The 24,499-nt window shown below is 55.9% G+C and carries 25 protein-coding genes; 8 read left to right on the top strand and 17 right to left on the bottom strand.

Features of this window, described 5'->3' with window-relative positions:
• The first annotated feature begins 1,132 nt into the window (after positions 1-1,132).
• Complete coding sequence (locus AABO57_24800; GenBank protein ID MEK6288951.1) at positions 1,133-5,059, top strand: LamG-like jellyroll fold domain-containing protein; 3,927 nt, start codon at positions 1,133-1,135, stop codon at positions 5,057-5,059.
• A 104-nt stretch (positions 5,060-5,163) separates the two neighbouring features.
• Here AABO57_24800 and AABO57_24795 read toward each other — a convergent pair whose 3' ends face one another.
• From AABO57_24795 to kdsB, 5 genes are all read right to left on the bottom strand, one after another.
• Entirely contained in the window at positions 5,164-5,466 is a 303-nt protein-coding gene (locus tag AABO57_24795) for a hypothetical protein (GenBank protein MEK6288950.1), read from the bottom strand.
• Between the two features lie 134 nt (positions 5,467-5,600).
• Positions 5,601-6,569 carry a porphobilinogen synthase gene (gene hemB / locus AABO57_24790; GenBank protein ID MEK6288949.1) on the bottom strand — a complete coding sequence of 323 codons (969 nt, stop codon included), beginning with the start codon at positions 6,567-6,569 and terminating at the stop codon, positions 5,601-5,603.
• A 341-nt stretch (positions 6,570-6,910) separates the two neighbouring features.
• Positions 6,911-7,750 (bottom strand): hypothetical protein, encoded by an 840-nt coding sequence (locus tag AABO57_24785; GenBank protein MEK6288948.1) that lies wholly within the window; start codon positions 7,748-7,750, stop codon positions 6,911-6,913.
• Positions 7,751-7,993: 243 nt separating this feature from the next.
• Positions 7,994-9,673, bottom strand: coding sequence for a CTP synthase (locus tag AABO57_24780; GenBank protein MEK6288947.1), 1,680 nt, complete (start codon positions 9,671-9,673; stop codon positions 7,994-7,996).
• Complete coding sequence (kdsB, locus tag AABO57_24775; GenBank protein MEK6288946.1) at positions 9,670-10,449, bottom strand: 3-deoxy-manno-octulosonate cytidylyltransferase; 780 nt, start codon at positions 10,447-10,449, stop codon at positions 9,670-9,672. Before kdsB ends, AABO57_24780 begins: the two co-directional genes overlap by 4 nt.
• A gap of 273 nt (positions 10,450-10,722) precedes the next feature.
• On the opposite strand from kdsB, the gene AABO57_24770 reads away from it, so the two are divergent.
• Both AABO57_24770 and AABO57_24765 read left to right on the top strand, forming a co-directional pair.
• Entirely contained in the window at positions 10,723-10,890 is a 168-nt protein-coding gene (locus tag AABO57_24770; GenBank protein ID MEK6288945.1) for a hypothetical protein, read from the top strand.
• Between the two features lie 124 nt (positions 10,891-11,014).
• Positions 11,015-11,302, top strand: a complete 288-nt coding sequence (locus AABO57_24765) for a hypothetical protein (GenBank protein MEK6288944.1) — start codon at positions 11,015-11,017, stop codon at positions 11,300-11,302.
• A 19-nt stretch (positions 11,303-11,321) separates the two neighbouring features.
• Here AABO57_24765 and AABO57_24760 read toward each other — a convergent pair whose 3' ends face one another.
• From AABO57_24760 to AABO57_24725, 8 genes are all read right to left on the bottom strand, one after another.
• Positions 11,322-11,852 carry a hypothetical protein gene (locus tag AABO57_24760; protein ID MEK6288943.1) on the bottom strand — a complete coding sequence of 177 codons (531 nt, stop codon included), beginning with the start codon at positions 11,850-11,852 and terminating at the stop codon, positions 11,322-11,324.
• Positions 11,853-11,906: 54 nt separating this feature from the next.
• The gene (locus AABO57_24755) at positions 11,907-12,422 is read right to left on the bottom strand and encodes a hypothetical protein (GenBank protein MEK6288942.1); all 516 of its coding nucleotides are present in this window, start codon (positions 12,420-12,422) and stop codon (positions 11,907-11,909) included.
• A 42-nt stretch (positions 12,423-12,464) separates the two neighbouring features.
• Positions 12,465-12,722, bottom strand: coding sequence for a hypothetical protein (locus AABO57_24750; protein ID MEK6288941.1), 258 nt, complete (start codon positions 12,720-12,722; stop codon positions 12,465-12,467).
• A gap of 15 nt (positions 12,723-12,737) precedes the next feature.
• Positions 12,738-13,646, bottom strand: a complete 909-nt coding sequence (locus AABO57_24745) for an acyl-CoA desaturase (GenBank protein MEK6288940.1) — start codon at positions 13,644-13,646, stop codon at positions 12,738-12,740.
• 84 nt (positions 13,647-13,730) lie between these two features.
• A complete protein-coding gene (locus AABO57_24740; protein ID MEK6288939.1) occupies positions 13,731-13,970 on the bottom strand; it encodes a hypothetical protein in 240 nt (79 codons plus the stop codon).
• A 294-nt stretch (positions 13,971-14,264) separates the two neighbouring features.
• Complete coding sequence (infA, locus tag AABO57_24735; GenBank protein MEK6288938.1) at positions 14,265-14,486, bottom strand: translation initiation factor IF-1; 222 nt, start codon at positions 14,484-14,486, stop codon at positions 14,265-14,267.
• 123 nt (positions 14,487-14,609) lie between these two features.
• A complete protein-coding gene (locus AABO57_24730) occupies positions 14,610-15,827 on the bottom strand; it encodes a DEAD/DEAH box helicase (protein ID MEK6288937.1) in 1,218 nt (405 codons plus the stop codon).
• A gap of 218 nt (positions 15,828-16,045) precedes the next feature.
• Complete coding sequence (locus tag AABO57_24725) at positions 16,046-16,393, bottom strand: RNA-binding protein (GenBank protein MEK6288936.1); 348 nt, start codon at positions 16,391-16,393, stop codon at positions 16,046-16,048.
• A 388-nt stretch (positions 16,394-16,781) separates the two neighbouring features.
• On the opposite strand from AABO57_24725, the gene AABO57_24720 reads away from it, so the two are divergent.
• The gene (locus AABO57_24720) at positions 16,782-18,479 is read left to right on the top strand and encodes a hypothetical protein (protein ID MEK6288935.1); all 1,698 of its coding nucleotides are present in this window, start codon (positions 16,782-16,784) and stop codon (positions 18,477-18,479) included.
• Positions 18,480-18,544: 65 nt separating this feature from the next.
• Positions 18,545-18,724: a hypothetical protein gene (locus tag AABO57_24715; protein MEK6288934.1), complete on the top strand. Its 180-nt coding sequence runs from the start codon at positions 18,545-18,547 to the stop codon at positions 18,722-18,724.
• A gap of 70 nt (positions 18,725-18,794) precedes the next feature.
• Here AABO57_24715 and AABO57_24710 read toward each other — a convergent pair whose 3' ends face one another.
• Genes AABO57_24710 through AABO57_24700 form a run of 3 tightly spaced genes read right to left on the bottom strand, consistent with a single transcriptional unit; the run spans position 18,795 to position 20,879 of the window.
• Positions 18,795-19,076 (bottom strand): hypothetical protein, encoded by a 282-nt coding sequence (locus tag AABO57_24710; protein ID MEK6288933.1) that lies wholly within the window; start codon positions 19,074-19,076, stop codon positions 18,795-18,797.
• A 3-nt stretch (positions 19,077-19,079) separates the two neighbouring features.
• Complete coding sequence (locus AABO57_24705) at positions 19,080-20,555, bottom strand: hypothetical protein (GenBank protein MEK6288932.1); 1,476 nt, start codon at positions 20,553-20,555, stop codon at positions 19,080-19,082.
• A gap of 60 nt (positions 20,556-20,615) precedes the next feature.
• Positions 20,616-20,879: a hypothetical protein gene (locus tag AABO57_24700; protein MEK6288931.1), complete on the bottom strand. Its 264-nt coding sequence runs from the start codon at positions 20,877-20,879 to the stop codon at positions 20,616-20,618.
• A gap of 383 nt (positions 20,880-21,262) precedes the next feature.
• Here AABO57_24700 and AABO57_24695 point away from each other — a divergent pair, with 383 nt between their 5' ends.
• From AABO57_24695 to AABO57_24685, 3 genes are all read left to right on the top strand, one after another.
• The gene (locus tag AABO57_24695) at positions 21,263-21,556 is read left to right on the top strand and encodes a type II toxin-antitoxin system Phd/YefM family antitoxin (protein ID MEK6288930.1); all 294 of its coding nucleotides are present in this window, start codon (positions 21,263-21,265) and stop codon (positions 21,554-21,556) included.
• 105 nt (positions 21,557-21,661) lie between these two features.
• Positions 21,662-21,874 carry a YwbE family protein gene (locus tag AABO57_24690; GenBank protein ID MEK6288929.1) on the top strand — a complete coding sequence of 71 codons (213 nt, stop codon included), beginning with the start codon at positions 21,662-21,664 and terminating at the stop codon, positions 21,872-21,874.
• Positions 21,875-21,921: 47 nt separating this feature from the next.
• Positions 21,922-23,799: an ABC-F family ATP-binding cassette domain-containing protein gene (locus AABO57_24685; protein ID MEK6288928.1), complete on the top strand. Its 1,878-nt coding sequence runs from the start codon at positions 21,922-21,924 to the stop codon at positions 23,797-23,799.
• Positions 23,800-23,885: 86 nt separating this feature from the next.
• Here AABO57_24685 and AABO57_24680 read toward each other — a convergent pair whose 3' ends face one another.
• Positions 23,886-24,176 carry a hypothetical protein gene (locus AABO57_24680; GenBank protein MEK6288927.1) on the bottom strand — a complete coding sequence of 97 codons (291 nt, stop codon included), beginning with the start codon at positions 24,174-24,176 and terminating at the stop codon, positions 23,886-23,888.
• Between the last annotated feature and the right edge of the window lie 323 nt (positions 24,177-24,499).

Below are 24,499 nucleotides of genomic sequence, written 5' to 3'. Positions count from 1 at the left end.
TCTTCTCCTTTTGCCTGAGCGCAGAATCGAACGCGCCGGAGTTAGCCAGCATAGTTAAGGCTGCGATCAAGCTCAGCACGAAGGCAACAGCAATGACGACTTGGGGCCTGCGCCGGGTCAGCAAACCTGAGCGCTTTTGCTGGCTGGTTTTCTTTCCTGACATCCTCTCTCCTTTACAGAAATCCGTTCCTTTATTGTGCGCGCGCCTAAGCGAGCGCCACTTGATTCTGTCACGCAGTTGACGAACTTCATTCTCTGGACTCAAACGCTGGCTAGTCAGTCGGCCCGATGGCGAAGCCAACGCCAGGGCAAGCAGGACAGAGCCCCGCACACTTGGGCTCCTTTATGAATCAACTCTGCAACAATGATGAATTGCTTCTGCGGCAATAAGCCTCAGCCGCCTTTCTCCAAGGGACTGTAAGGACTCGCACGGAAGCCGCTAGCGGATCGAGAGTATCGCACGATACCTTGCTGCGGACAATCAGAAGAGCGTAGTCAATGTTGCTATTTGGTATACAATCGTACGATTAACCTAGAGCCAGCCCACTAGATCGGCGTGTCTTGTCTTGTCGGCAACTCGGGAGCTGAAAGGAAAATGAGCACCTGGAATAATCGATCGCAAATGGGTAGTGAATGTCGGCTGGATACTTAATTGGCGAACTTAGTATACATGGAGGCACCCTGATCGAGGCTCAATCAGGGATCGACCAAGCGCTTTTTTCCGAATAGAGGATGAAACCCTTTCCTCGCTGTCGGGCATATGAGTTGCAGTAATTCGTCTTTGTATTGTCACCTCGAGTCAAAGGTTGGGGGAGGCGTGATTGTCCATGTCTCAGATCCATGCTCCCCGCGGGATCTGACGAAAGGATCTTGTTAATCACGAGTCTCGGCAGTGTCAATTCGGTCGTCGGACACCACGATTGCCCCGCACCAGCGCCGGGTGATAGACTTCTTGAAGTTGGTTGTGAGGAGCCTCTTCCTCCCAGGCTCAACTCGCTCGGCAGTGGACAATCCAAGCGCTCAGGAAAGCGAGCTGACCGTGAACGGCGCGCTTAGCCAGTTTCTCAGTTTCCAATGAATGAAGGTTGGCAAAACGAACCGACTAGACTTACCTAGAGGAGGCAGAGATCAAATGAAGTTTTACAAAAAGATAAGAACGCTAGCGAACGTCCTGGCGGTGGCATCTCTTACCGCGATCATCCCGTCTACCTTACTTCTTTCAACCAGCGCCGGGTTCCAACAAGCAGAAGCGCTCCGGTTCATAAATGTCGCGACCGAAGCGAACGCAACAATTCTCGGCGCAACTACAAACCAACATCTCAGCGGCAACGGCACGGCGGGAAACTTTGGCGTTAACCTCACCAACATGCGCGCGCACGCGATAGCCACGGGGGACGTTAACGGAGACGGTATTCCTGATGTGGTGACCGGCGCGCCCGATGCAACCTTCACGGTTAACCCGGCGGTAGGCCCACCGCAAACTCGCACCAGCGCGGGAATCGCTTACATCGTTCTCGGAAAGTCGGGGCTATCGGGGACAATCGATACTAATGCCGGTCAAGCCGAGATTACGATTCTGGGCGCAAAGACAGGCGACAAGCTCGGCTTCTCTCTGGCGATTGGCGATGTTAACGGTGACGGTATTGATGACATCTCGATCGGAGCCCCAGGAGCCGATTTCCCAGGCGCAGTGGCGCCACCTCCGCCGGCGCGCAATGACACTGGAGCCGTGTTCGTGATCTTCGGCTCCGCTGCTTTGAGCAACCCTCACACAATCGATCTGGCCACTGCGAATGCCGCGAACGTGGCGCTTTTCGGGGTGAACACGGGCGACCAGTTTGGCGCGTCGGTAGCAGTGGGTAACGTGGGTGGCCTCACCGCTCAAACTCCTGCCCAGCAAGCCGTCAAAGACATTCTAGTGGGCGCTCCGGGTAACAACGGCCCAGACGGAAGCTCCCGGCCAGGCGCCGGGGCCGCCTATGCGCAATACGGAGGATCACAGCTTAATCCGATCGGCGGCGCAACAACGGTGATCGACCTTGTAGCCACACCGGCCAATGTCATTGTGTTCGGAAAAACTGGAGACGCACTGGGCGCTTCTGTCGCGATAGCTGACATAAACGGCGGTGGAATCGCCGACATAATAGCGGGAGCGCCGCTTGCCGATAGGACCGCCGTTGCGCTTGTTCCTGTAGCTACCGATACCGGCGCGGTGTTCGCAATATTTGGCGGCACCAACCTGACTCCGGCGGTGGGCACATCAAAGTCATTCGATATCAATGCTACCCAACAGAACGTCTCCGTTTACGGCAGCGATGACGCGGACCACCTCGGAGTCTCGGTGGCAACGGGCGACGTGACCGGCGACGGCACACCCGACTTGTTGATGGGCGCGCCGGACGCGGATGGACCAGCCGATGCCCGTGCGAGCGCCGGCGAGGCTTATGTCTTACAGGGAGGCGCGGCATTGAATCCGGCTGTCGGCTCCGAGAAGAGATTCGACCTTTTAAGCGGTAGCGCAACCGTCACTGTGTTCGGAAATCAAGCAGGCGACCGATTCGGCTCGATCGTCGCGGCGGGCAGCTACAACACTACGGACAACACTGATAACACTCCCGACTTGATCGTGGGAGCGCCCGGCGCAAACAACAGAGGTGGGATCGTCTCGATCGTATTCGGGGGTTCGAACTTGCTGCTGGTGCCGGTGCGCGACTTGTCCCTCTCGCAGGACAATCTGCGGATATTCGGACAGTCGGGCGTAAACAATGATCTGTCGAGCAAGCAATTGAGCATAAGACAAACTCTCACCACCGGTGATCAAGCCGTGACGCCTTTTCTTCAACAGCTACTGGTGAGCATTAACGGCAATCCCCCGGTTGTGAACGATGATACCCAGGCCCAGTTTAATATTGGGACGCTAACGAAAGTGATCGCCGCCAGCACGCCCATAACGGGCGACACAACCGCGCTGGGCGATTTAGAGCTTGCGACCAGCCCGGCGCTCGCGCTGGACGGCACGACCGGCTTCATGACGGTGACGAACAGCGCATCTCTTAAGCCCGGGGCTGGAAGCTGGACGGTGGAGTTTTGGATCAAGAGGACCGGCGCGGGCACCGGGACCTTTCCGCAAGTTATTGGCTCGCGCCCGGCCGTGAGCAGCGCTACGGATAAGGGCTGGGCGGTCGCGTTAGCATCGGGCAGTTCCTTCAAGGTCGCCGCCCATTTCGGCGATGGTGCTACCGGGCTTGTTGATGAACCAACAGTGCAGAGCACAAGCGTCGTACCGGTTGATACCTGGCAGCACTGGGCCGTGGTGTTCGATCGCGCGCAGAATCGGGTTCAGTTCTTTAAGAACGGGACTTTGGACGTCACTCAGAATGTGACGTTCCCGACGGGCGCAGTCGATCAGACGGATCCGATACTGATCGGAAAGGACTCGCCCGGCACCAGCTTTCTGCAAGCAAACGTCGATGACCTTCGCGTCTGGAACGTTGCGCGTACCGCTCAGCAGATTCTAGACAATTTCAAAAACGAGCTGGCGGGCACCGAAACGGGTCTTGCGGCTAACTGGAACTTCAATGCCGGCAACACAGATGATCTGACCGCGAATAATAACGACGGCACGTTGACCGGAGGCGCTACTATCGTCAATCCTACCGATCGGCATTTTCTGACCGGGACGCGCCTCAGCACCTTCACCTTCCCTGCCGCAACAACCGCATCGACGTCCTCGATATCGTGGGTCCAGACTACACCCGCTGGAACGACGGTAAAGATCGAGACCAGCCTCGACGGGGCGACCTTTCAGACCAACTCAAACGGCAGTGGCATCGCCAGCATCACCATCGGCGACGAACTAGGATGGGCAATAGGCACGGCTGACATAAACAACAATCAGGGCGGAGAATTGATCATTGGCGCTCCATTCGCCAACGCGGTGACCGCCGCGGGCACTCGCACGCAAGCCGGTATCGTCTACATCCTGCCTTCAACGTCGGCGCCGCCTCCAACCAATCAGCCCCCGAGCGTCACCCTCACGGCGCCAAACGGAGGTGAGATCTTACAGGTGGGCCAGGACTTTGATATCAAGTGGACCGCTTCCGATCCGAATGGCGACGCCACGATCCAGAAGTTCGAGCTTAGGCTCTCCACCGACGGGGGCGCTAACTTCAACTTCACGATACCGGCGACCCTGGCCGGTACCGCCCGCATGTTTACATGGAAGGTGCCGGTCGGCTTCAGCACCACACAGGGCCGCATTCGAGTGATCGTTACCGACAATGGGGACTTGACGGCCCAGGATGCCAGCAATGCGAATTTCACCATCACCGACGTTGGTGTGATCGCCACCCTTGTGAGCCCCAACGGCGGCGAGAGCCTGAGGTTCGGACAGCAGTTTACAATCACGTGGACGATCGATCCGGCGGTCGCGGCTCTGGTCAAAGGTTTTGATCTCAACCTGTCGACTGACAGCGGGCTGACCTTCCCGATAAAGATAGCCCCCGGCGGCGATCCATCTCAGCCCGCGCTCGTTTCGGCGGCGCGGAGCTTCCCCTGGACTGTTCCGTCCATCTGCACGTCAACAGCGCGAGTCGCCGTTGTCACCACCACTCTGTCTAATCAGAGAACATCGATAATAAGTGCGGCGAACTTCGTGATTTCAGACGTAGGGCCAACTATAGACACCAGCAGCATGTTCATCCAAGATGACTTTCGGCTATTCCTGCTGACAACGCCACCGGCAGTGGGCAGTGAGGTTGTGTTCTCAGACACTACCGTGGTCGAGGTCTCGTCTGATGCATCGGGAACCACCTTTTTCACGTTCTCGAAGTCTCCCAAGATCAAGAAGGCAGGACGGAAGTACCTGAGCAAAGGAACGATCAACGGCGTGGAGCTCGGAGTGTTCTTGCCGAACGGCGCCACTCGCGTCATTCGCATAACCAAACCGCCGTGCGGCATCACCCTATTCAAGGTGTTCCGTTCCGGGGAGCAGTTGTTGCTGGCCGCTGCGGACGAAACGGATTCGCAGCCAATCGTGCAACAGCGAGTTTGGCAATAGACCGGAGTACGGAGTTCGTTAGACCGGGAAAGGGCCTGCTCTGAAAGCAGGCCCTTTTTCGTGCCGGCCGGGGTGAGCCGGGGTGAGCCGTTTTTCGTGCTCATTTAGCGAGTTTCAAGTGGTTCACGGCGTGCGACTCGTTTCAGGACTTCTGAGAGTGAGGTCTGCGCAGTCAGATTCAGAATCAACTCCTGATACTCCTGGCGACGGCGCTCCCGGATTTCATACGCTCCAGCCCAATCACTCCAATCCAACATCCACGCATCATCCGCTGGTTCTTCGCCCGAATGGTAGGCTTCATAAAACGTCTCGGAAAGGATGCCGTACTTGCGCTCGTAGTTTTCCAGGTCGGCTTCGAGGGCGTGAATGTCCCGCACGACTTCGTCTATTGTCATCGTTGGCGTCATTGGTCGCTCCTTGTGAATCAAAGCCATGGCTGGGACGATTATACGGCACGGTAGCTTACGCGACCAGAACTGTAGCACGCCATCAGATTATTGTATTCAGGATTCATCATTCGGCGGGTTGGCCTGCGAACTGATTAGCCAAGCCGCTGGGCGAGCTCACGCGCGTAGTAGGTGAGAATGATGCCCGCACCGGCGCGCTTGATCGAAGTAAGCGACTCCAACGCAACGCGTTCCTCCTCTATCCAACCCAGCCTCGCCGCGGCCTTGATCATCGCGTATTCGCCGGACACTTGATAGGCGGCGACGGGAAGATCGAACCGCTCTCGAACAGCGCGAATGATATCGAGATAGGGAAGCGCGGGTTTCACCATCAGGATATCGGCGCCCTGCTCAAAATCCAGCTCGGCCTCGCGCAGCGCCTCGCGCGCGTTCGCCGGGTCCATCTGATAGCCTCGCCGGTCGCCAAACTGAGGAGCCGATTGCGCCGCTTCCCGAAACGGACCGTAGAAGCCCGAAGCATACTTCACCGCATAAGACATTATCGGGATGTGCTCGAAGCCCCGGTCATCAAGTGCTTCGCGAATCGCGGCAACGAACCCGTCCATCATATTCGAGGGCGCGATAATGTCGGCGCCGGCTTCCGCTTGCGCGACCGCAGTGCGGGCGAGCACATCAAGAGTCGGATCGTTAAGCACCTCGCCGCCTTCGATCATTCCGCAGTGGCCGTGATCGGTGTACTCGCACAAACAATTATCGGCGATTACCAGCGTGCCCTTTACTTCGCGCTTCACCGCTCGAATCGCGCGCTGCACGACGCCGTCCTCAGCGTAGGCCTGGCTGCCAACGGCGTCCTTTTCATCTGGCACGCCGAAAAGGATCACCGATCGCACGCCGACGCCGCGCGCACCTTCGACTTCCTTGACCAGCTCATCGATCGAAAAGTTGAACACGCCGGGCATCGAACCGATCTCGCGGCGCACACCTTCGCCTTCGCAGACAAACAGCGGATAGACTAAGTCGTCCGGGGACAATCTGGTTTCGCGCACGAGCGCGCGTAACGTTTCAGTGCGGCGCAGCCTTCGCGGTCGTTCGATCAAGTTCATGGTTTCGAGCTCCTGCCGACCAGGCCTTAGGATTCCTCTCCTATGTCTCCATTCTCGTCGAGCAAGAATGACCTCGCGCAATCTTGCGAGCAGAACCTCTGAGCATAGCGTCTGATCGCGCACTTCTCGCACACCGGCTTAAAGCACAACACGCACTTCAAGATCCTCAAAACATTTGAGGCCTGGTTGCACTTGGAACAGGTGGTCATTACAGCAAAGGAGTATATCAAACCGAGGGTAATCGAGTAGAGTGATTTGCTGATGGGGTACGGTCGGCGGAGCGCTGCCGGGCGCTCGAACGATGAGCGCCCGGCATTACTGCTATTCCGTGAGCACAACCATCATTGCGCAGCGGAGAAGCTAAGGTCCTGATTGAAGCGCACGACCGCTCTCTCCTGATGCGCTACTACTCCGGCAAACTTTGCGAAAAAGCTTGCAGCTCCCGCCGGGCCGAGCACCCGCAGGAAAGGCGATCCCTTGCCGATCTCCGCGAAAGAGTCGTAGAAGACCACCGAGGTATAGCCGTAACCATCGCCGCCAAACATGGTCTGGCTGATGAAGTAGCCGATCACGTCTGCCTTTTTCATCACCGGCAGAACATCGCTTTTCACGAGGTTCTCGAACGCCGCCGCGCGGCCTGGGACAATACTGAGCGAGTTCACCACCGCAAGTTTAGGGGGCCCGGTCATCGTCATCATCTTGCCCATGTAGCTCAAATCAAGCCGAGCCAGGTCGCCAAAAGTGTGTGAGCTAACGATGCAACGACGCGCCTTGGCCTGGTAGTCCCGAAAAGCATCCTCGCCGAGAGTTTTTCGCAACGGCGACATTGGCTCATCGTACTGGGCGAAGCTTGTGATCGGAGTTATCACCACGTACTCGTACGACTCGCCGAACACCGCAGTCTCAAAGACGCTTCGTTCTTTCACTCCGGCTTTCTTGAGCGCGGGATTGACGACCTTCTTTTGCAGGTCCTGCCACTCGGTAACCATATCCGGTTTGACGCGAACCACAGTAATCGATGACCACTGCTGCGGCTGTGCGTCCGCCATCGGTTTAGCCTTCTGAGCCGCGGGTTTCTTGGGCGCGGCCATTGCCGCTGTTGTGTTCTGGGCAACGGCTATCAACGCCGTCATCGCTAGGCACAGAGCTAGACTTAGTACTCTCCAAGCTGTTCTTTTCATGGGTTCCTCCAAGTTGTTTGGTTGCCGTGTTACCGCTCGTGAATGCACCGTTGAGCCATCGGCGACCAGTTGAGTGAGGTTCAAAATGAGGCCGCGACAGGCGGACCATCAGGGCTGACCGATCTCGCTCCCATCGAGAGGCGGTATCTTATGTATTGGCCGGAATCAAGTCAAGCGGAATGAAATGAACCGGCGGTTCAACGCGTAACTGTGAGATGGCGCGGTCAAATCGTGGCCGCGCGGCTAGTCACTCGACGCGCCGATCTTCCATTCGTGCTCTTCACGCGGCGCGCCGGTTCCAGCGCGGTCTCCGGTAGCTTCATCGCGCACGCGATGTTCATACGCAGCGCGAACGAACGACACAAAGAGCGGATGAGGATTCAGCGGCTTCGATTTGAACTCGGGATGAAACTGGCAGCCCAGGAACCAGGGGTGATCCGGGATCTCGATTATCTCGATAAACTTTCCATCGGGTGATTTGCCAGAGAAAACCAGCCCGTTGCCACCGAGCTCGTCTTCGTAGCGAGGGTTGAATTCGTAGCGATGGCGATGGCGCTCGCTTATCTCACTCGCTTTGTAGATTCTCTCGGCCAGCGAGCCCGGTTGAAGATTGCAGGGATACGCTCCGAGTCTCATCGTCCCTCCCATCACCTCGACTCCGATCAGATCGCGCAGCTTGAAGATCACCGGATGGGGCCCGTCGTCGTCAAACTCGGTCGAATCGGCGCCTTCAAGCCCGCACACGTTGCGCGCAAACTCGATTGTCGCGCACTGCATTCCCAGGCATATGCCGAAATAAGGCGTCTGCTCACGCCGCGCATAGTTGATCGCGCGCAGCATGCCTGAGATGCCTCTTCTGCCAAATCCGCCGGGAACAAGGATAGCGTCGAAATCGCGCAACCGCTCTTCCCAGTTCGGATCGTCCATCAGGTCTTCGGATTCGATCCACCGAATCTGTACACCCAGTCGATTGGCGATGCCGCCGTGAACGAGCGCTTCGTGCAAGCTCTTGTACGAGTCTTCAAGCTCGACGTACTTGCCGACTATGCCGATACTCACGGTCGCATCGGGTTTCTTGATTGTTTCGACAAGCTCCGACCACCGGCGCAGATCACGCTCCGCGGCCTGAAGACCGAGCTTCTTCACGATCATGTCGTCGAGGCCCTGGCGCGCAAACATCAGCGGCACTTCGTAGATCGTCGGCACGTCTTGCGCGGTGATGACCTCTTCCTCGCGCACGTTGCAGAACAGCGCGATCTTCTCCTTCATATCCTTCGGCAGCGGGCGGTCGCAGCGGCACAGCAGAATGTCCGGTTGAATACCAATCTCGCGAAGCTCCTTCACTGAGTGCTGAGTTGGCTTTGATTTCAGCTCCCCCGAAGCGGCGATGAACGGGACCAGCGTCAAGTGAATGAACAGAGCATTCTCACGGCCGACTTCGTTGCCGAGTTGCCGGATACTCTCAAGAAACGGCAGCGACTCGATGTCGCCTACGGTGCCACCGACTTCCACTATCACAACGTCGGTTGAATCGACTACAGAACGTATCGCGTCCTTGATCTCGTTGGTGACGTGCGGAATAACCTGAATCGTCTTCCCGAGGTAGTCACCTCGCCGCTCTTTGTTTATGACCGAAAGATAAATACGTCCGGTCGTCCAGTTGTTGGCTTGAGAAAGCTCGGCGTGAGTGAATCGTTCGTAGTGGCCCAGATCGAGATCTGTTTCGGCTCCGTCGTCGGTGACGAAGACTTCGCCGTGCTGGAAAGGCGACATCGTTCCCGGATCGACGTTGATATAGGGGTCGAGTTTCTGAAGAGTAACTTTCAGACCGCGCGCTTCAAGCAAGCACCCGATCGAAGCAGCGGCCAGTCCTTTGCCAAGGCTCGAAACCACTCCGCCGGTGACAAAAATGAACTTGGTCATGATGGATTCTCCTCAATCAACCGTTTTACTCGTTCGTAGTCCTGCTGAGTGTCGACACCTATCGACCGATGCTCGACCGGTACAACTCGAATATCGACTCCGTTGTCCAGTGCGCGAAGCTGCTCGAGCGCTTCAAGTCGTTCAAGCGGCGAGGGCTCCATTCGAGCGAATTGCTGCAGGAATTCGGCGCGATAGGCGTACAGTCCCGAGTGCTTACGATAGTTAGATAGCAAGTTTGAATTGGCGCGCAACGATTCCTCGAGCGTGACCCCGGCCCCGAGTCTAAGGTAAGGAATTGGGGAGCGCGAGAAGTACAATGCGAACCCCCGCGAATCGGTGACGACTTTCACGACGCTCGTGCTGAACACATCTTCGACTGTTTCAACAGGCTCGGAAGTAGTGCTGATCTGAATCTGCGAATCGTGGATTAGCGGCTCAATAGCAGCGTCGATGGTTGAGGGGTCGATAAGCGGTTCATCTCCCTGCACGTTGACGATGAACTCCGAATCAAGTTCCGCCGCAACTTCGGCGACACGATCAGTGCCCGATGTGAGTGCCGGCGAAGTCATTTGCGCTTCGCCGCCATGGGCTCGAACTGCCGCCAGAATTCGCTCGTCGTCGGTCGCGACGATCACCCGCGAAACCAACCGGGCTCGTGACGCTCTCTCAACGACGTGCATTATCATCGGCATTCCTGCCAAGAGGAGGAGGGGTTTACCCGGCAATCTAGTCGAGGAGTACCGCGCAGGGATGATTGCTACTGCTTCTCCCTTCACGGGCTTTCAGCCTATAGCAAAGCTCTGAACATTGTCAAACGCGACAGGCCAAAAGGTGACTTCCGTTGACAAACCCATACCCCTAGGATATGGTTTTGAAGAACCGAGCATAGCTAACTCCCTTCTCAGCTTCTCTGGAATCCCCCAGACCACCTGAGGTAAACAGCTCACCAGTCGATGTAAGATCTTTGCTACTCACGTTCCTACGAGACTCACGCTTGTGCGTGAAAGTCCATCTGTAGAATTGAGCCGGTACGTCACAAGGAGCAATGCATGGCAACAGACACAAAGGCGACTGAAAAGGTATGCCCGGTTTGCAAGCGAGAATATCCTGAAGAGGACAACTACTGCGGAATCGACGGGGAGCGTCTGGTGATTTCGAGTTTCAACCCCGTTCCACCAAATACTCCCGCCGATCGAGAAGCGGTAGTAGAATCGTGAATGGCGGCAGCGATCTTTGGATCGGCATCCTGGCAAGAACCACCAAGGTTTTGATACCCTTGGTAATCGTTGTTGTTATCGCGATTGTGTTCGGGATCCTGATGCGCTGAAACGGGGGCGAAAGATGATAATCTGTGAGTTCTGTTTGCAGTACACGACAAGCGGCGAATGCACATTCGGCCTGAACATACCCAAGCGAATGGGTTGCCGCGAGTTCGACCCCGGCATAGGGAAGTTCTGCTCCGACCCAAACGATTTCGTGAGCCCCAGCCAGATCATCCAAATGGCGACTTTTTTCGGAATCAAGGGAACCGAGCTGAAGAAGGTCAAGCTGATTGCCGCGCGAGAAGGAAATACCAAGTTGAATGTTCCCGCTACGGAGCCGGACGCTCTTACGATCAACGAATCGTAGGGACGCGTCTACCCGCTATTCATTTCTCGACTTCGGCTACTACGAAATCCGACTTCTGAAGCACATAACCGAAGAACAGCTCTCTGCTTATGTTTTGAGCTTCATCGCTGGCGGAGCTGCGAGTGTTGCATAGCTCGGCAAGCTGCAGTAATACGTTCTTGGCCGCGCCGCGCAGCGCAAGCTTCTTGGTGAACAACTCCGCGGCCAGGCCATCCGCCACGTCTTTCGCCTTGCGCGCTCCTGACAATTTCAGCTGCTCACACAGCAATTCAACTCTCGCGCGATCGTAGTTCTCATTGAAGGGCACTCCGACCTTGGATGTGCCGAGATGAAGGTGGCGCTGCTTCGGAAGTCCCGCTTGTTTGTCCACCCGCTGAAAGATCTCTTCCAATTTGTCATCGAGAATCGCGCGCCTGTATTTGGTCAAGCCGCGCCCTGACCAAAGAATGGAATACTCATCGGTCGTTATGGCAGTGACGACTCCGGTGCCGTAGCGCACTGAAACCTCCGAATCCTTGTAGGCGAGTACGTCGCCCATCTTCATTTTCATATTCCCTCCAGATTGGAAAAAGCAACTATGCTTTGCGAATAACATCGAAACAGTTCAACGATAAACTTCGGCAAGCCGGTGACGCACTTCGATCGCAAGCTCAAGCTCGCTCTTTTCGGCCTTGATCCTAGAGTCATCACCGAGTCGCTCCGCCCGGGCAAGCCTCGCTTCGCTATTCTTAACCCTCTCGCGCGTGTGCCGCGCGATCTCACCCTTGAGAACTTTTTCGTTCAGCCTCTTGAGTCCGTCAATATCCAGCTCCGACCCCGACAACGGCCCGTCCTTATCCGCGGCCGCCACGCGATAAGCCCGCAGAACGCCCCTGACAATCGTCGCCAACGGCATTGATTCGCCGGCTCTCTCCGCGCTGGCCTTTATTCGTTTTGAAGATTCGCTGACCAGCGTGCAAAGCAGGAAACGGTTTACTTGATCGCCTGCGTCTCTCTCACATCGAGAAGCCTCGGCAATTTCAACACGCGCTACCAGCGCTTGTTTCTCGCCGCCCCGTGTTTTATGAGAGCGGCCTGAAAGACGAGCGTCGTCTCCCTTTGAGGTGGTATTTATCGCCATCAAAAATACTTTCCTTTCATTACAACGATCGTCGATCTCGAGCTACGATCTGAGCACCCTGATACCTAAGTATGTCAGCCTGATATTGGTCATCCTAAAAGGCGTGCTGTTGGTGCCCTTGGTCACTAAGTCGCCGCTGATCAATCCCTCTTTCTTCATAAAGAGCAGGTACTCGAGCACATCCGCTTCAGCAGAGAGGTCCTTTAAGTGACCGTTGTGCACGGGTAGAATCCCCTGGCTCAGATTACTGTCTATCTTCACCAAAATGGTCTGAAGGAGTTTTTGATCGAGCGTACTCATTTCTGTTTCCAATGCTTACTGATTGCTCAAAGCCGCAGCATCCGCGGGTGTCATTTTGCCCGGACTGGTCTCTCTCTTAAGGCTGTCTCTTGTTGGCCGGACGTCGCTCGCAAGCCTGAGCGCCTTGAGTCCCGAGATCACATACCATCCGAAATCAATCTGCCACCATCTGCGCCCGAACCTTGCCGCGTTTGCATCAGAGTGATGATTCTTATGCCAGTTCTCGCCCCACGCCCCAAACTGCAACGGACCGAGCCACCAGATGTTTCGACTGGAATCCACGCCCTCAGGCAGCCCGGGCGTCATGTGAAGTAAGCTGTTGACGAACATTTGAAAGTGCAGCGCATAGACCAACCGGATCGCGCCAATCCAGAAAAACGCTTCCCATCCCCAAACTAGCCCCGAGAATACTGAAAGCGCAATGATCGGCGTTTGGAGCTTCTTCCACACCTTGTATCTGGGCTGATTCAAATCAGGGCACCAGCGGCTGACTTCCGAGCCCGACCATTGATAAACCCATTTGATATGCGCCCACCAGAAGCCTCCGTGGCGAGGGCTCGAGACATCTTCGACAGTATCCGCTTTCGCGTGATGATGGCGATGATTGGCCACCCAAGACATAGGCTCACCCGATGCGTTGAAGATCGTGAAGAATACGAGCACATTCTCTACGACGCGATTCAGCCGCAAAGAGCGGTGAGCAAGGCTGCGGTGATAACACACGGATGTTCCAACGCCCCCGATTGAAGCGACTGCGAGAGCCACTGCCAGCACGCGCCAACCAGGCAAGGGGAATAAGAGCAAACCCACCACCGCAAGCACGTGAACAGCAGCGATATAAAACAGAACGGGACCGTTTCCCTCTGAATATTGCCACCAGGGTCGGGCCCAGGGCTGCTCATCTACTAATTTCGTTGATCTCACTTGTCTATCCCGTCTTTCGATACGCTGTTGGACAAACTTAACGCTGCCAGCGCTCACCCGTTTCCGCATGGCGCTTGTAAGCAGCTAGCTCTTCACAAACCAGATCCCTATGATGGTCGCGCCTCTCGCATCGGCTATTTGAGTCGCTTCTTCGAAACTCTCTGCGTATCGCCCTTCGGTACGAAGATGACGTAGATAATCAGCTCCGAATCCGCAAGCAGGCCCAACCAATGTGACGTGATCGCTTATCTCAAACGCGTAGGGCCGTTCACCAGACGCGAGCCGGCCTTTGGCAACTTCCATATCAACCAGGTTGGTCATCATGCGTCTGCCGCCCTTTCGCGCTAAGCGAGATCCTGGGCTACCTCTTATCAGTAGAAAGTCAAAACCGACGGCAAAGTTGCGAAGACCGAACCAAGGCATATGGCGGCGAGAGTTCGTAAATTGTCATCGAGGTGATTGACCGGCGCTTGCATCGAAGACTCCACTAAGTGGCATTCCGTGGAGTCATACCGGCTACCACTAGACCGGATGGCTTTCTACACCATTGCAGATGTATCTAGAGTATACACAGTGGAGGCTGTGGTCAAGCTAAGGCGCGATAACCAACCTTGTAGTCTAGCTTCGATGACGAAAGGTCACGCGCCCCTTGGTCAGGTCGTAAGGCGACAACTCAACGGTCACCCTGTCACCCGCCAGGACCCGGATGTAGTGCTTGCGCATCTTACCGGAGAGGTGGGCCAACACCTCGTGCCCCTCGGCTATCTTCACTTTAAAGGTGGTGTTTCCCATGCACTCGACTACAGTTCCATCAACCGGAATCATGTCTTCTTTTGGAATGATGTCACCTCTTTCCATCGCGTGGCCCGGGTTGCGAACCCGGGTCACATCGTGTTTATTCTTCGCGCCAACGACTCGCCGTTGACGATTGCTAGACGATGGCCGGCGGATAAGCGAGACTATCTAGCGCGATGCGCGATTCGCCCTGAAGGAGCGCGTTGAAGACGAGCGGAGCCGGCCAATCTCACTCGTCAATCTTACCTGCTCCTCGGACCTGCCATCGGTAAACCCCATCAGCCTCGAGCGCTCCAGCCTGATCCCCGCGATCCGCTCAATGGATGCCAGCGTCGATTCCTCTTCCGGGCTTACCAGTGTTAGAGCCGCGCCGTTCCGGCCCGCGCGAGCTGTTCGCCCGACGCGATGGATGTAATCGTCAGCGGTCGCGGGCACCTCATAGTTTATAACAAATGAGATATCATCCACGTCAATACCGCGGGCGGCAACATCCGTGGCTACCAGGACCCGCACGCGTCCGGAACGAAAGCTGTCCAACGCCTTATTGCGCTGCGCCTGGCTGCGATCAGAATGTAGCGTGACGACGTCGTGCTTGTTGGCCGTAAGTATTCGCGCCACTCTGTCGGCGCACCGTCTGGTCTGTGTGAAGACCAGAAAGCTTTCCCCAGAGTGCTCTCTGAGCAATGCAAGCAGCATTGGAGTCTTAGCGTGCGAGAGCACTGCGAAGGCTTTCTGAGTGAGTGTCGCAACGGTCTGCGCCACTCTGGATGCTTCAACTCTAACGTGGTTCGCCAGCAATTCCTGGGCTAGCCGTTCTACATCTCGAGAAAGCGTCGCCGTCAATAACATAGTCTGACGCTTTGTGGGAAGATGCTTGATGATTCGCCTGACCTGCGGCAGAAAGCCCATGTCGAGCATTCGATCCGCCTCGTCGAGCACGAGCACCTCAACCGCCTTGAGCGGCACCGTGCCTCGCTCGATCAAATCGTTCAACCGGCCGGGCGTTGCAACCAGGATGTCAACGCCGGTTCGAAGCGCCCTGATCTGTCTGGGCAAGCTCTCGCCGCCCACAACCGCCACCGTGCGAAGCCCGGCCGTGCGGCCGTAGCTTTTCGCGTTTGCTTCAGTCTGCAGAGCTAGCTCCCGGGTTGGAGCGAGTACAAGAGCGCGCGTCGGGCCGGGACCGCTCAGCCGCTGAATGATGGGGAGAAGAAAGGCCAACGTCTTGCCTGAACCCGTCTCCGCCGAAGCCATTATGTTTCGTCCCGCAAGCGCGTGCGGTATCGTCTTCGTTTGAATCTCTGTTGGATCGGTGATGCCTTGTTTCTCAAGTGCATCTGCAAGCGGAGCACACAGGCCCAGCTCGCTAAAACTGTTTAAACTCATGAATCTCTCTTTCGGTGCACTGCTCCAAAGTTTGTTGTTGCATTCTATGGAAGCAGTGGTTCTTGAAAATGTGTTTGCTGAAGGGGGCAGATTGATTGGAGCGTTCTATCTCGCTGGTTCCGTGCAATCGTCTCCGCAGCTCGATGACTGAAGGAGATGGACAGGATACACTTTCGATGATCCCATCCATCGTTCTTCACTCTGCGTACGGGCCGGCCTTAGTAGCGGCCGCCGCCGCCGCCGCCGCCGTAGCCACCTCGGCCACCGCCGCCGCCACTGCTGCGTCCTCCGCCGTAGCCGCCGCGATTGCCTGAGCGCTCCTCGCGCGGCCGCGCTTCATTGACTGTCAGAGTGCGGCCATTCACCTCTGTTCCATTGAGCTGGGTGATCGCCTTATCAGCATCCTCATTGCTCATCTCGACAAAAGCAAAGCCCTTCGAGCGTCCGGTGTCCCGGTCCGTAATAACATTAACTGAATCAACCTGACCAACCTGTTCAAACAGGGTGGTGAGGTCGGCTTCCGTCGTTTGATACGACAGATTTCCGACGTAGATTTTTTTACTCATAGTTCTCCTAGAACTGGTTATGAGGAACTTCCGAGGCTTTGCGGGAAAGAGGATGAGAAAGCAGAGTCAAACACTCTCCAAACAGTCAGCGGGAGGCTCCTAAAAGCTAATAACAAAAACAGCAGCGTTCGATCTGCTGAACTCCACAGTGAGGCTAACAGACTGGTCCCCAAAAGTCGAGCCTTCTTTGGGTTACGTGTCTTTGGGTTACGCAGACACGGTCATGAAGACGGGATTGGACGATGACGAGATTCCAACCGAAACGCCTCCTGTGCCGCGCTGATGGCAACTCTCTTCGTGTTGACAAACGAAGCCGATGGGCATTAGAACGAAGACGCTTCGGACGGGGTGCTTCAACCGCAGCAATTAATCTCCCGGATGGTGAACCATGAAGTCATCTATCAAGACCTGTTCGCTGGCGATGGCGATCGGCGTTGTGCTTGTTGCCTGCACCTCTCAGAAGGAGGAGCCGAAGGTGTCTGAATCAAAAGGGCCCGCCGACTCTCTGACTGCCAAGATCCGCCGGTTTGCTCCGACTGATCTATCGGCCGATACGTCACATCTTTCGGAGAACGATCGCAAGGCTCTCGATAAGCTCATCCAGGCGGCAAAGCTGCTCGATCCAATCTTCCTCCGCCAGGTCTGGAGCGGAAATGAAGCGCTGCTCAAGAAACTCGAGGCGGACACGAGCCCTGAAGGTCGCGAGCGCTTGCACCATTTCATGATCAACAAAGGGCCGTGGTCGCGCCTGGACAAGAACGAGCCGTTTATCGATGGCGCTCCGCACGAAAAGCCGTCGCATGGTGGGTTCTATCCCGACGATATGTCGAAGGACGAATTCAACGGTTGGGTGCACGGTCTCTCGGAGGAGGATAAGAACCGGGCCACCGGGTTTTTCACCGTTATCAGGCGAGGAGCGGACGGCAAGCTCAAGATTGTTCCTTATCACGAAGAGTATCGCGAGTTCCTCGAACCGGCGGCGAAGCTCCTGAGAGAAGCGGCGGACCTGACCGGCAACCAGACGCTCAAGAACTTTCTTACAAAGCGCGCGGAGGCGTTCGCGTCCGACGACTACTACGCAAGCGACGTCGCCTGGATGGACCTGGATGCTCCGATTGACGTGACGATCGGGCCTTACGAAACCTACGAAGACGAGTTGTTCGGATACAAGGCAGCGTTCGAAGCGTTCATCACTCTGAGGGACGAAGCCGAGTCTGCGAAGCTGGTCAAGTTCAGCGGCCACCTTCAAGACCTCGAGAACAACTTGCCGATCGATCCGCGTTATCGCAATCCAAAACTCGGCGCCGCTTCTCCGATTCGGGTTGTCGATAACGTGTTCTGCTCGGGCGATGGCAATCGCGGTGTACAGACCGCGGCGTTCAACCTTCCTAACGATGAAAAGGTCGTCAAGGAAAAAGGCTCGAAACGGGTGATGCTCAAGAACGTCCAGCAAGCCAAGTTCAATCAGGCGCTGGTTCCCATCTCAAGAGTGGTAATGGACCCGTTGCAGCAATCTCAGATTTCGTTTGATGCGTTCTTCACCCACATACTCGCGCACGAGCTCATGCACGGGCTCGGACCTCACAACATCAAGGTCGGAGGGCGCGACACCAGCGTTCGAAAAGAATTGAAGGAACTGTACTCGGCGATCGAAGAGGCGAAGGCGGACATCACCGGTCTGTGGGCTCTGCAATACTTGATCGACAAAGGCGCGGTCGAGCGCTCCATGGAGCGCGACCTTTACACGACTTATTTGGCCAGCTCATTTCGATCGGTGCGTTTCGGAATAACCGAAGCACACGGCAAAGGCCAGGCGCTCCAGTTCAACTACTTGCTCGACGAGGGCGGGATCAAGATAGATGAAGCTGCCGGGACGTACAGCATCGACACTTCGAAGATCAAGGACGCGGTGCGCAAGCTGGCAAGCGAGATCATGACGATCGAGGCGGAAGGATCATACGAAAAAGCGAAGGCGATGCTCGACAAGTTAGGCTTGATCCGGCCGGAGATGCAGAAGGCGCTCGACAAACTTGGCAATGTGCCGGTGGATATTGAGCCGAACTTCGTCTTGGCGAAGGGCAAGTAAGTCTGTACTCCCTCTACCTTCGAGACCCCGAGCGCGGCGACGTCGCCGAGTCGCTTGTCGCGCGGATGAGAGAAAACCCGCTGGGCCGAGCCGCTTGCGTGATCGGAGAGGTGATAGCCGAACCGGAAGGGATAGTCTCGATGGTTACCGGCTTCGGCGGGACTCGCATCGTGGACATGCTGGCTGGCGAGCAATTGCCAAGAAAGTCCCTGCGCATAAGTTCCCGCGCGAAGCTGCCCTTGTGACCAGTCTTTTTTTTTCGAACTGATACGTGGTGCGGGGACATCCCGCGAGCGCTGCCGTCACCGAATTGTTTCAGGCTGGATTGCAGCCGCCCTTGTGCCAGGCGTCAAAATCGCTCAAGAATTTGCTCCTCTGGTCGGGGTTCCACTCACCTTCACAGCCCTGATCCTTTGGAGGCGGCATGCGGCCATTTACGACGGCGTCTCTAATCCCGTCGTAGTTGGAGCAAACGTCCGAGGGGCTCCAGAGGTCCAGCATGAATGACATGTGGTCCCTATAGCATTCGGTGAAGTAAGGCTTGACGGTTGTTGAGAATGGCGGCCCAGCCAGCGCGCTCGGTGGTACGTTAGACATAAGTTATCTCCTTGCAGTGGTCTTGCGGGTAATCATTTTGGGTTTGGCCTTGAAAAAGATCATGCTGTAGTCGGTCTTCCAGGAACCTCTTTTCCCCACAAAGGTTGGTGTGATCGCCGATAACCGATGGCAACCGATGCAACTGGATTTTCCGTAGTTGGGGTCAGTAGCCGGAAGATTTCCTGGATCCGTACGATCGGCGCCTCCCGGGCTCGTTCCCGCGGCGCCTCCGCTCTTCTGGGTCTGCATATATGTCTCCATTGTGATATTAGCGACCACAATGGGAGCCGGCTTTCCGGAAGGCAAGGCTGCGGTGGATTTTGGGTCCCGATTGAAGACGGGCATGGTCGGCCACTGGACGTCGATCAAGTTATAGTTTCTCCAAACTGAATCCGGATACTTGGCGGATATCAGGGCATGGACGGCCTTGTTGATCTCAATCGCTCGAGAATCGATTGGGCTTGCGCGCACGACTTGCACGGGCACCCGGCGGTCCGATCTTCGCGCCGGCGGGTCGTTGTAGTTTGGCTTGTAGTTGCTGGGCGCGGCCGGGTTGAAGAAGTTGTATTTTTTCGACGGATCAGGCGGACCATCCGGGACATTGTCCTGGTGTTCGAAAGTTGCCCAGACCCACTGTGGCGAGTTGGGAGTCTTCTTAGTGATGTGCAGTCCGACCAGTGCCACAAGAACATCATCCTGGCTGGGCGGGATTTTTACGTTCGCGATCTTGTAGTTCTTCCTAAAGTACTCTTCACGATCTTTTGGAACGATGCGCCACGCCGCCTTGATTTCTATGGAGCCGATCCCTCCAGCTTTTCCGGATGGAAGATCTACGCCGGCGCCCGTCGGGGTTGTGAATGCCTTATAGAGGCCGTCTTGATCATACAATTGGTTTTGAACGATATAGTCAAATTCGTCCTTGTTGACCCGGATTTCGAAGCGAACGAGATTTCGATCCCAATCGGTCAACCAATTGTGATCCGCCTGCCGGTAGTCCACCAAATTCTGGTGGATGACCGCTGATGTGCCCTCTACGGTTCTGGGACCGCTACCGAGTTCTGCCCACGCCCGTGGTTGTCCTCCTCCGAATATGTCATAGACACTCGCGAAGGTTTCCCACCCTACGTTGCCCAGGAAACCCGGTCTGCCGAAGTAAGCATCAGGGTCGGGTTCACCCGACGGCTTCGCAGGCCAGTTCAAAGTGAGAAAGAGTTGCCACCCGTAACAATCAAAGCAGGGTTGGCAACTACCTTCAATACAGGTCTTGTTGTCCTTCAGGCTAACGTCAACCGGCAGCACTTTGGGATCGAGGACCGGGGCAGGCGGACCGAATTGTCGATCGCACTTGCACAGCCGCTCTAATTCGTCGGCCAGCGAGGTGGGTGCTGTGGCGGTCGAGAGGTAAATTGTCGAGCGTGACTGGGCCGCGACGACCCACACGAATATGATCAGGGCAATCACACTGATGAGCTTTCTCATGAGGTTTCTCCTTTTGATCCAATCGCACACCAAGCCGCTTGCATTGAGACTTCGTTGTCGCTAAGGAGTAGCTTCCTTAGGGGCGCCTATGTCGATCCACTTCTTGAACACAGCGACTTTCTCGGGTGCCCAGGGTCTGTCCCCTTTTGGCATTCTCCCGGCGCTAACCGCGCCGTGGATCCGGGTGGCGTTTTTCTTGACGGATTCGTAGTCACTCAGGTCCAGGGGTGGGTCGAAACCGGCCACATTCCTCATGCACCCGATATCGAGTTGGGTGAAAAAGCCTTCGATATCATCGTCCCAGGTTGGATTCTCGTCTGACATCAGTAACCTCCTTGATTTACCTTAGGCGCCAGCATTGCGCCGGTAGAGCCGATCCCCGATTCGCATATCGCAGAGCGGCCGATTCGGGCACAATTCGCCCTCCGCAGCGTTCGGAATGCATGTACTGAGAGAAACAAACTCCTAAGAATAGCTGAATAGAAAGTGCGTCTTGTCTAAGATGGAATATGGTATATCACACAGTCACTGAATCTGCAACCAAAAATTCATTTCCAAAGTCACACAACTAACAACATCGCGTTTTTTAGAACTTCGCAACCAAGAGGTGGGGTTGCTTGCGACTGTTTGACGTGTGACGGAACAGCCCGGACATGCTAAAACTGACATTGTCAAATTCAGTGCAGATTTAGCAATGGAGCAACCCTATGAAACTTACCCGTGATATTCATAGCCTCAGCACATTCAAGCGCGACACCGCGAAGCTGGTGCGCCAAATGAAGAAGGCCAAAGCGCCTGTCGTGCTGACCGTAAACGGAAAAGCCGAGTTGGTTGTCCAAGACGCCGAGAGCTACCAAGAATTGTTGGAAGCGAAAGACAGAATGGAAACCATCGAAGGAATAAAGCGCGGGCTCCAAAGCATGAAAAATAACGCCGGCAAACCGGCGGCAGAGTTCTTCCGGGAATTCTTTGCTGAGAAGGGCATAGCGGAAGAAGAATGAAGCGAGTGGGATTAACCGCAGGGGCGCAGAGGTTCGCAGAGAAACTCGCCGAGAAGACAGGAGGTTTAGGTTTATTATGCAGAGCGATGTTATTCGTGAGGTCCTATGAATGGTCAACACCGAAAGAACGTCCGCGCCGGAGCCGAGGTGGATATTATTCTGAAAAAGGATCAAGGCACGGCAACACTGACGCGAGGCATAGTCAAGGACATCCTCACCAAGTCTTCGTTTCACACGCACGGGATTAAAGTGCGGCTCGTCAGTGGAGACGTTGGCAGGGTGCAGGAAGTGTTTGACGCATCAGATGAAAGACACTAGCGAACCCACGACACGAGAGCTTCACTGGAATACCCAGCTTCAGCACAATGACTATCATCTCTCTCGAAGACATCGGCATGAGTTACGGCCCCAGGTGTCTATTTGAAGGCGTGACGTTCGGCCTCGAGGATAGCGACAAAGTCGGCCTCATAGGATTGAACGGCTCAGGCAAATCTACCCTTCTGCGAATAATCGCCGGACACGAACAACCCCAGAAAGGCCGCGCCATCATCGCCAATGAGCGCGTCATCGCTTTCTTGCCGCAGAACCCGGAATTCGACCCGGACCAGACGGTGCTTGATGCCGTTTTTACTGCCAGCGACGAAGCAATGCGGTTGCTGAGAGATTACGAAATGGCCTGCCACGATTTGTCGCTGCGGCCGGGCGATGAACGAATGCTCGATCGAGTTGCAACGCTGGCGCATCAACTCGAAGCGGCAGGCGCCTGGAACCTGGAAACAAACGCTCAGACCGTTCTGAGTCAACTAGGCATTCGCGATACAGGGGCGCGGATGGGCTCGCTTTCTGGCGGCGAACGTAAGCGAGTCGCGCTCGCTCACGCGCTCGTGTCGCGCCCTGACCTGTTGATCCTGGACGAGCCTACTAACCACCTGGACGCCGATACGATTGCGTGGTTTGAGACATATCTCGCCCGTTATGTGGGCGCGCTTCTTCTGGTCACTCACGACCGCTACTTTCTCGATCGTGTCACCAATCGCATACTCGAAATAGATCGAGGCCGCGTGCAGAGTTTTGCCGGCGCCTACGCTTACTATCTCGAAAAGAAAGAGGAGCAGGAAGCTCAAGACGCGGCCGCCGGTGAGAAGCAGGAAGCGTTGCTTCGGCGCGAGCTCGCATGGCTCAGGCGCGGCGCAAAGGCCCGCGCCACAAAGCAAAAGGCCCGCGTCCAACGCGCCGAAGAACTACAGAAACAACCTGCCAGATCAACCAAACCCGAGCTGGACATCTCCATAGGTTTCAGCCGGATGGGCAAGAAGATCCTCGAACTCGACGGCATATCGAAATCCTATGATGACAAGAGGCTGATCGAAGGGTTCAGCTACATCCTGAAGCGTAACGACCGCATTGGCGTCATTGGCCCGAGCGGTTCCGGCAAGACAACTCTGCTCGACATAATCGCTGGGCGTATTGAGCCGGATGCGGGCCGCATTGATCGAGGGCAGACGCTCGTCATCGGCTACTACGATCAAGAGAACCGCGAGTTGAACGGCTCACAACGAGTGATTGACTACATAGGCGAAGTCGCTGAAAGAATCGAGACGGCCGATGGACAGGTGATCACCGCGAGCCAGATGCTTGAGAAGTTCCTCTTTCCGCCGGCGATGCAATACGATCTGATCTCGCGTCTGTCGGGGGGCGAGCAGCGTCGTCTGTACCTGCTCAGAGTGTTGATGGGCGCTCCGAATCTTTTGATGTTGGACGAGCCGACGAATGATCTCGACATTCAGACGCTCGTGCGTCTGGAAGAATATCTCGACTCTTTCGCAGGATGCCTGGTTGTCGTCAGCCATGACCGCTATTTCCTCGATCGTACCGTTGAGAGCATTTTTCGCTTCGAAGGAAACGGACGAATCAAGGAGCATCCCGGCAACTACAGCGCCTTTCTCGAGGCTCGCCAGCTAGTCGCGGCTGAAACTATCGAAGCAAAGGCGAGCGTCACGAGGCCCTCGGCCGGAGCATCCGCCGGGCCACGCAAGCTCTCATACAAGGAGCGGCGCGAGTTTGAGGAATTGGAAAAGAGAATCGAGCTTAGCGAAGCGAGAAAAGCTGAGCTCGAACGCGTGTTGGCGGGATCATCGAGCGACTTCTTGGCGGTTGAGGCGGCTTACACCGAGCTTCAGTCGCTCAATCAAGAGTTGGAGAAAGACATCGATCGATGGGCCGCGCTCGCGGAGCTTGCTTGAGCTCCATCAGAGATGACCTGCTTGATAGCCGAACCTCCGAGGATAGTGTCGATGGTTACGGACTGCGTAGCGCGTCCCAATTCAAATCAGGACACTCCCAGGGATTCATATACCGCGACGATTTTCATACTTCCATGACATTGTTTCTCGTCGGGGCCGCCCCCTATCGCTTTTGTTCTTACATAGCCTTGCGCCATCCAGAACTTTAGTATTTGTTCCATCGCGCCCTTGGGAACACTTACACCTGATTCAATGAGCTCATCATAAATCTCACCGGTGTATATGTTCGGATGGAGGTCATCAAGTGTTGGATATTCGCCTGACGTCCATCTCCTCCAAATTATCTCCCGCATTTTCTGTTCTAGCTCGTCGTACATATAGCCCGTCTCGATGATGACTATAACACGGCTCGGAAACCGCTCGTCACTGAGAGGACAAGGTGTTGGTCCAGCTTCCTGATTGTTGCCCGGATCATTGAGTTCTCTCGGGTATGACCCTACTACGGCGAAACGGTCGTGACAGTCCCATATGGAAGGCCGGAACCTGCCTTGCCGGCTTCCGCTGAGGCGTGGGTGGAGTCATCGGCGCCTGGCCTGGTCGTCGAGTGCGGTATGGAAGCGCCCGATACAAACGGCGCTAGCATCATCCATAACCGATCTGTAAGGTCAAGGGCGCTGCGCCTCTCTCTTTCAAATTCCAA

It is taken from the genome of Acidobacteriota bacterium, from assembly GCA_038040445.1.
Classification (GTDB): Bacteria; Acidobacteriota; Blastocatellia; order UBA7656; family UBA7656; genus Onstottus_A; species Onstottus_A frigus.
The sequence above is the reverse complement of the archived record's forward strand: the minus strand, read 5'-3'. Positions and strand labels throughout refer to the sequence as shown.

What these genes read in the sequence shown, in the direction of transcription:
- AABO57_24800 (MEK6288951.1), top strand. Translation starts at nt 1,133, where the DNA reads ATGAAGTTTTACAAAAAGATAAGAACGCTAGCGAACGTCCTGGCGGTG.
- AABO57_24795 (MEK6288950.1), bottom strand. Translation starts at nt 5,466, where the DNA reads ATGACGCCAACGATGACAATAGACGAAGTCGTGCGGGACATTCACGCC.
- hemB (MEK6288949.1), bottom strand. Translation starts at nt 6,569, where the DNA reads ATGAACTTGATCGAACGACCGCGAAGGCTGCGCCGCACTGAAACGTTA.
- AABO57_24785 (MEK6288948.1), bottom strand. Translation starts at nt 7,750, where the DNA reads ATGAAAAGAACAGCTTGGAGAGTACTAAGTCTAGCTCTGTGCCTAGCG.
- AABO57_24780 (MEK6288947.1), bottom strand. Translation starts at nt 9,673, where the DNA reads ATGACCAAGTTCATTTTTGTCACCGGCGGAGTGGTTTCGAGCCTTGGC.
- AABO57_24770 (MEK6288945.1), top strand. Translation starts at nt 10,723, where the DNA reads ATGGCAACAGACACAAAGGCGACTGAAAAGGTATGCCCGGTTTGCAAG.
- AABO57_24765 (MEK6288944.1), top strand. Translation starts at nt 11,015, where the DNA reads ATGATAATCTGTGAGTTCTGTTTGCAGTACACGACAAGCGGCGAATGC.
- AABO57_24760 (MEK6288943.1), bottom strand. Translation starts at nt 11,852, where the DNA reads ATGAAAATGAAGATGGGCGACGTACTCGCCTACAAGGATTCGGAGGTT.
- AABO57_24755 (MEK6288942.1), bottom strand. Translation starts at nt 12,422, where the DNA reads ATGGCGATAAATACCACCTCAAAGGGAGACGACGCTCGTCTTTCAGGC.
- AABO57_24750 (MEK6288941.1), bottom strand. Translation starts at nt 12,722, where the DNA reads ATGAGTACGCTCGATCAAAAACTCCTTCAGACCATTTTGGTGAAGATA.
- AABO57_24740 (MEK6288939.1), bottom strand. Translation starts at nt 13,970, where the DNA reads ATGATGACCAACCTGGTTGATATGGAAGTTGCCAAAGGCCGGCTCGCG.
- AABO57_24730 (MEK6288937.1), bottom strand. Translation starts at nt 15,827, where the DNA reads ATGAGTTTAAACAGTTTTAGCGAGCTGGGCCTGTGTGCTCCGCTTGCA.
- AABO57_24725 (MEK6288936.1), bottom strand. Translation starts at nt 16,393, where the DNA reads ATGAGTAAAAAAATCTACGTCGGAAATCTGTCGTATCAAACGACGGAA.
- AABO57_24720 (MEK6288935.1), top strand. Translation starts at nt 16,782, where the DNA reads ATGAAGTCATCTATCAAGACCTGTTCGCTGGCGATGGCGATCGGCGTT.
- AABO57_24715 (MEK6288934.1), top strand. Translation starts at nt 18,545, where the DNA reads ATGAGAGAAAACCCGCTGGGCCGAGCCGCTTGCGTGATCGGAGAGGTG.
- AABO57_24710 (MEK6288933.1), bottom strand. Translation starts at nt 19,076, where the DNA reads ATGTCTAACGTACCACCGAGCGCGCTGGCTGGGCCGCCATTCTCAACA.
- AABO57_24705 (MEK6288932.1), bottom strand. Translation starts at nt 20,555, where the DNA reads ATGAGAAAGCTCATCAGTGTGATTGCCCTGATCATATTCGTGTGGGTC.
- AABO57_24700 (MEK6288931.1), bottom strand. Translation starts at nt 20,879, where the DNA reads ATGTCAGACGAGAATCCAACCTGGGACGATGATATCGAAGGCTTTTTC.
- AABO57_24695 (MEK6288930.1), top strand. Translation starts at nt 21,263, where the DNA reads ATGAAACTTACCCGTGATATTCATAGCCTCAGCACATTCAAGCGCGAC.
- AABO57_24690 (MEK6288929.1), top strand. Translation starts at nt 21,662, where the DNA reads ATGAATGGTCAACACCGAAAGAACGTCCGCGCCGGAGCCGAGGTGGAT.
- AABO57_24685 (MEK6288928.1), top strand. Translation starts at nt 21,922, where the DNA reads ATGACTATCATCTCTCTCGAAGACATCGGCATGAGTTACGGCCCCAGG.
- AABO57_24680 (MEK6288927.1), bottom strand. Translation starts at nt 24,176, where the DNA reads ATGTACGACGAGCTAGAACAGAAAATGCGGGAGATAATTTGGAGGAGA.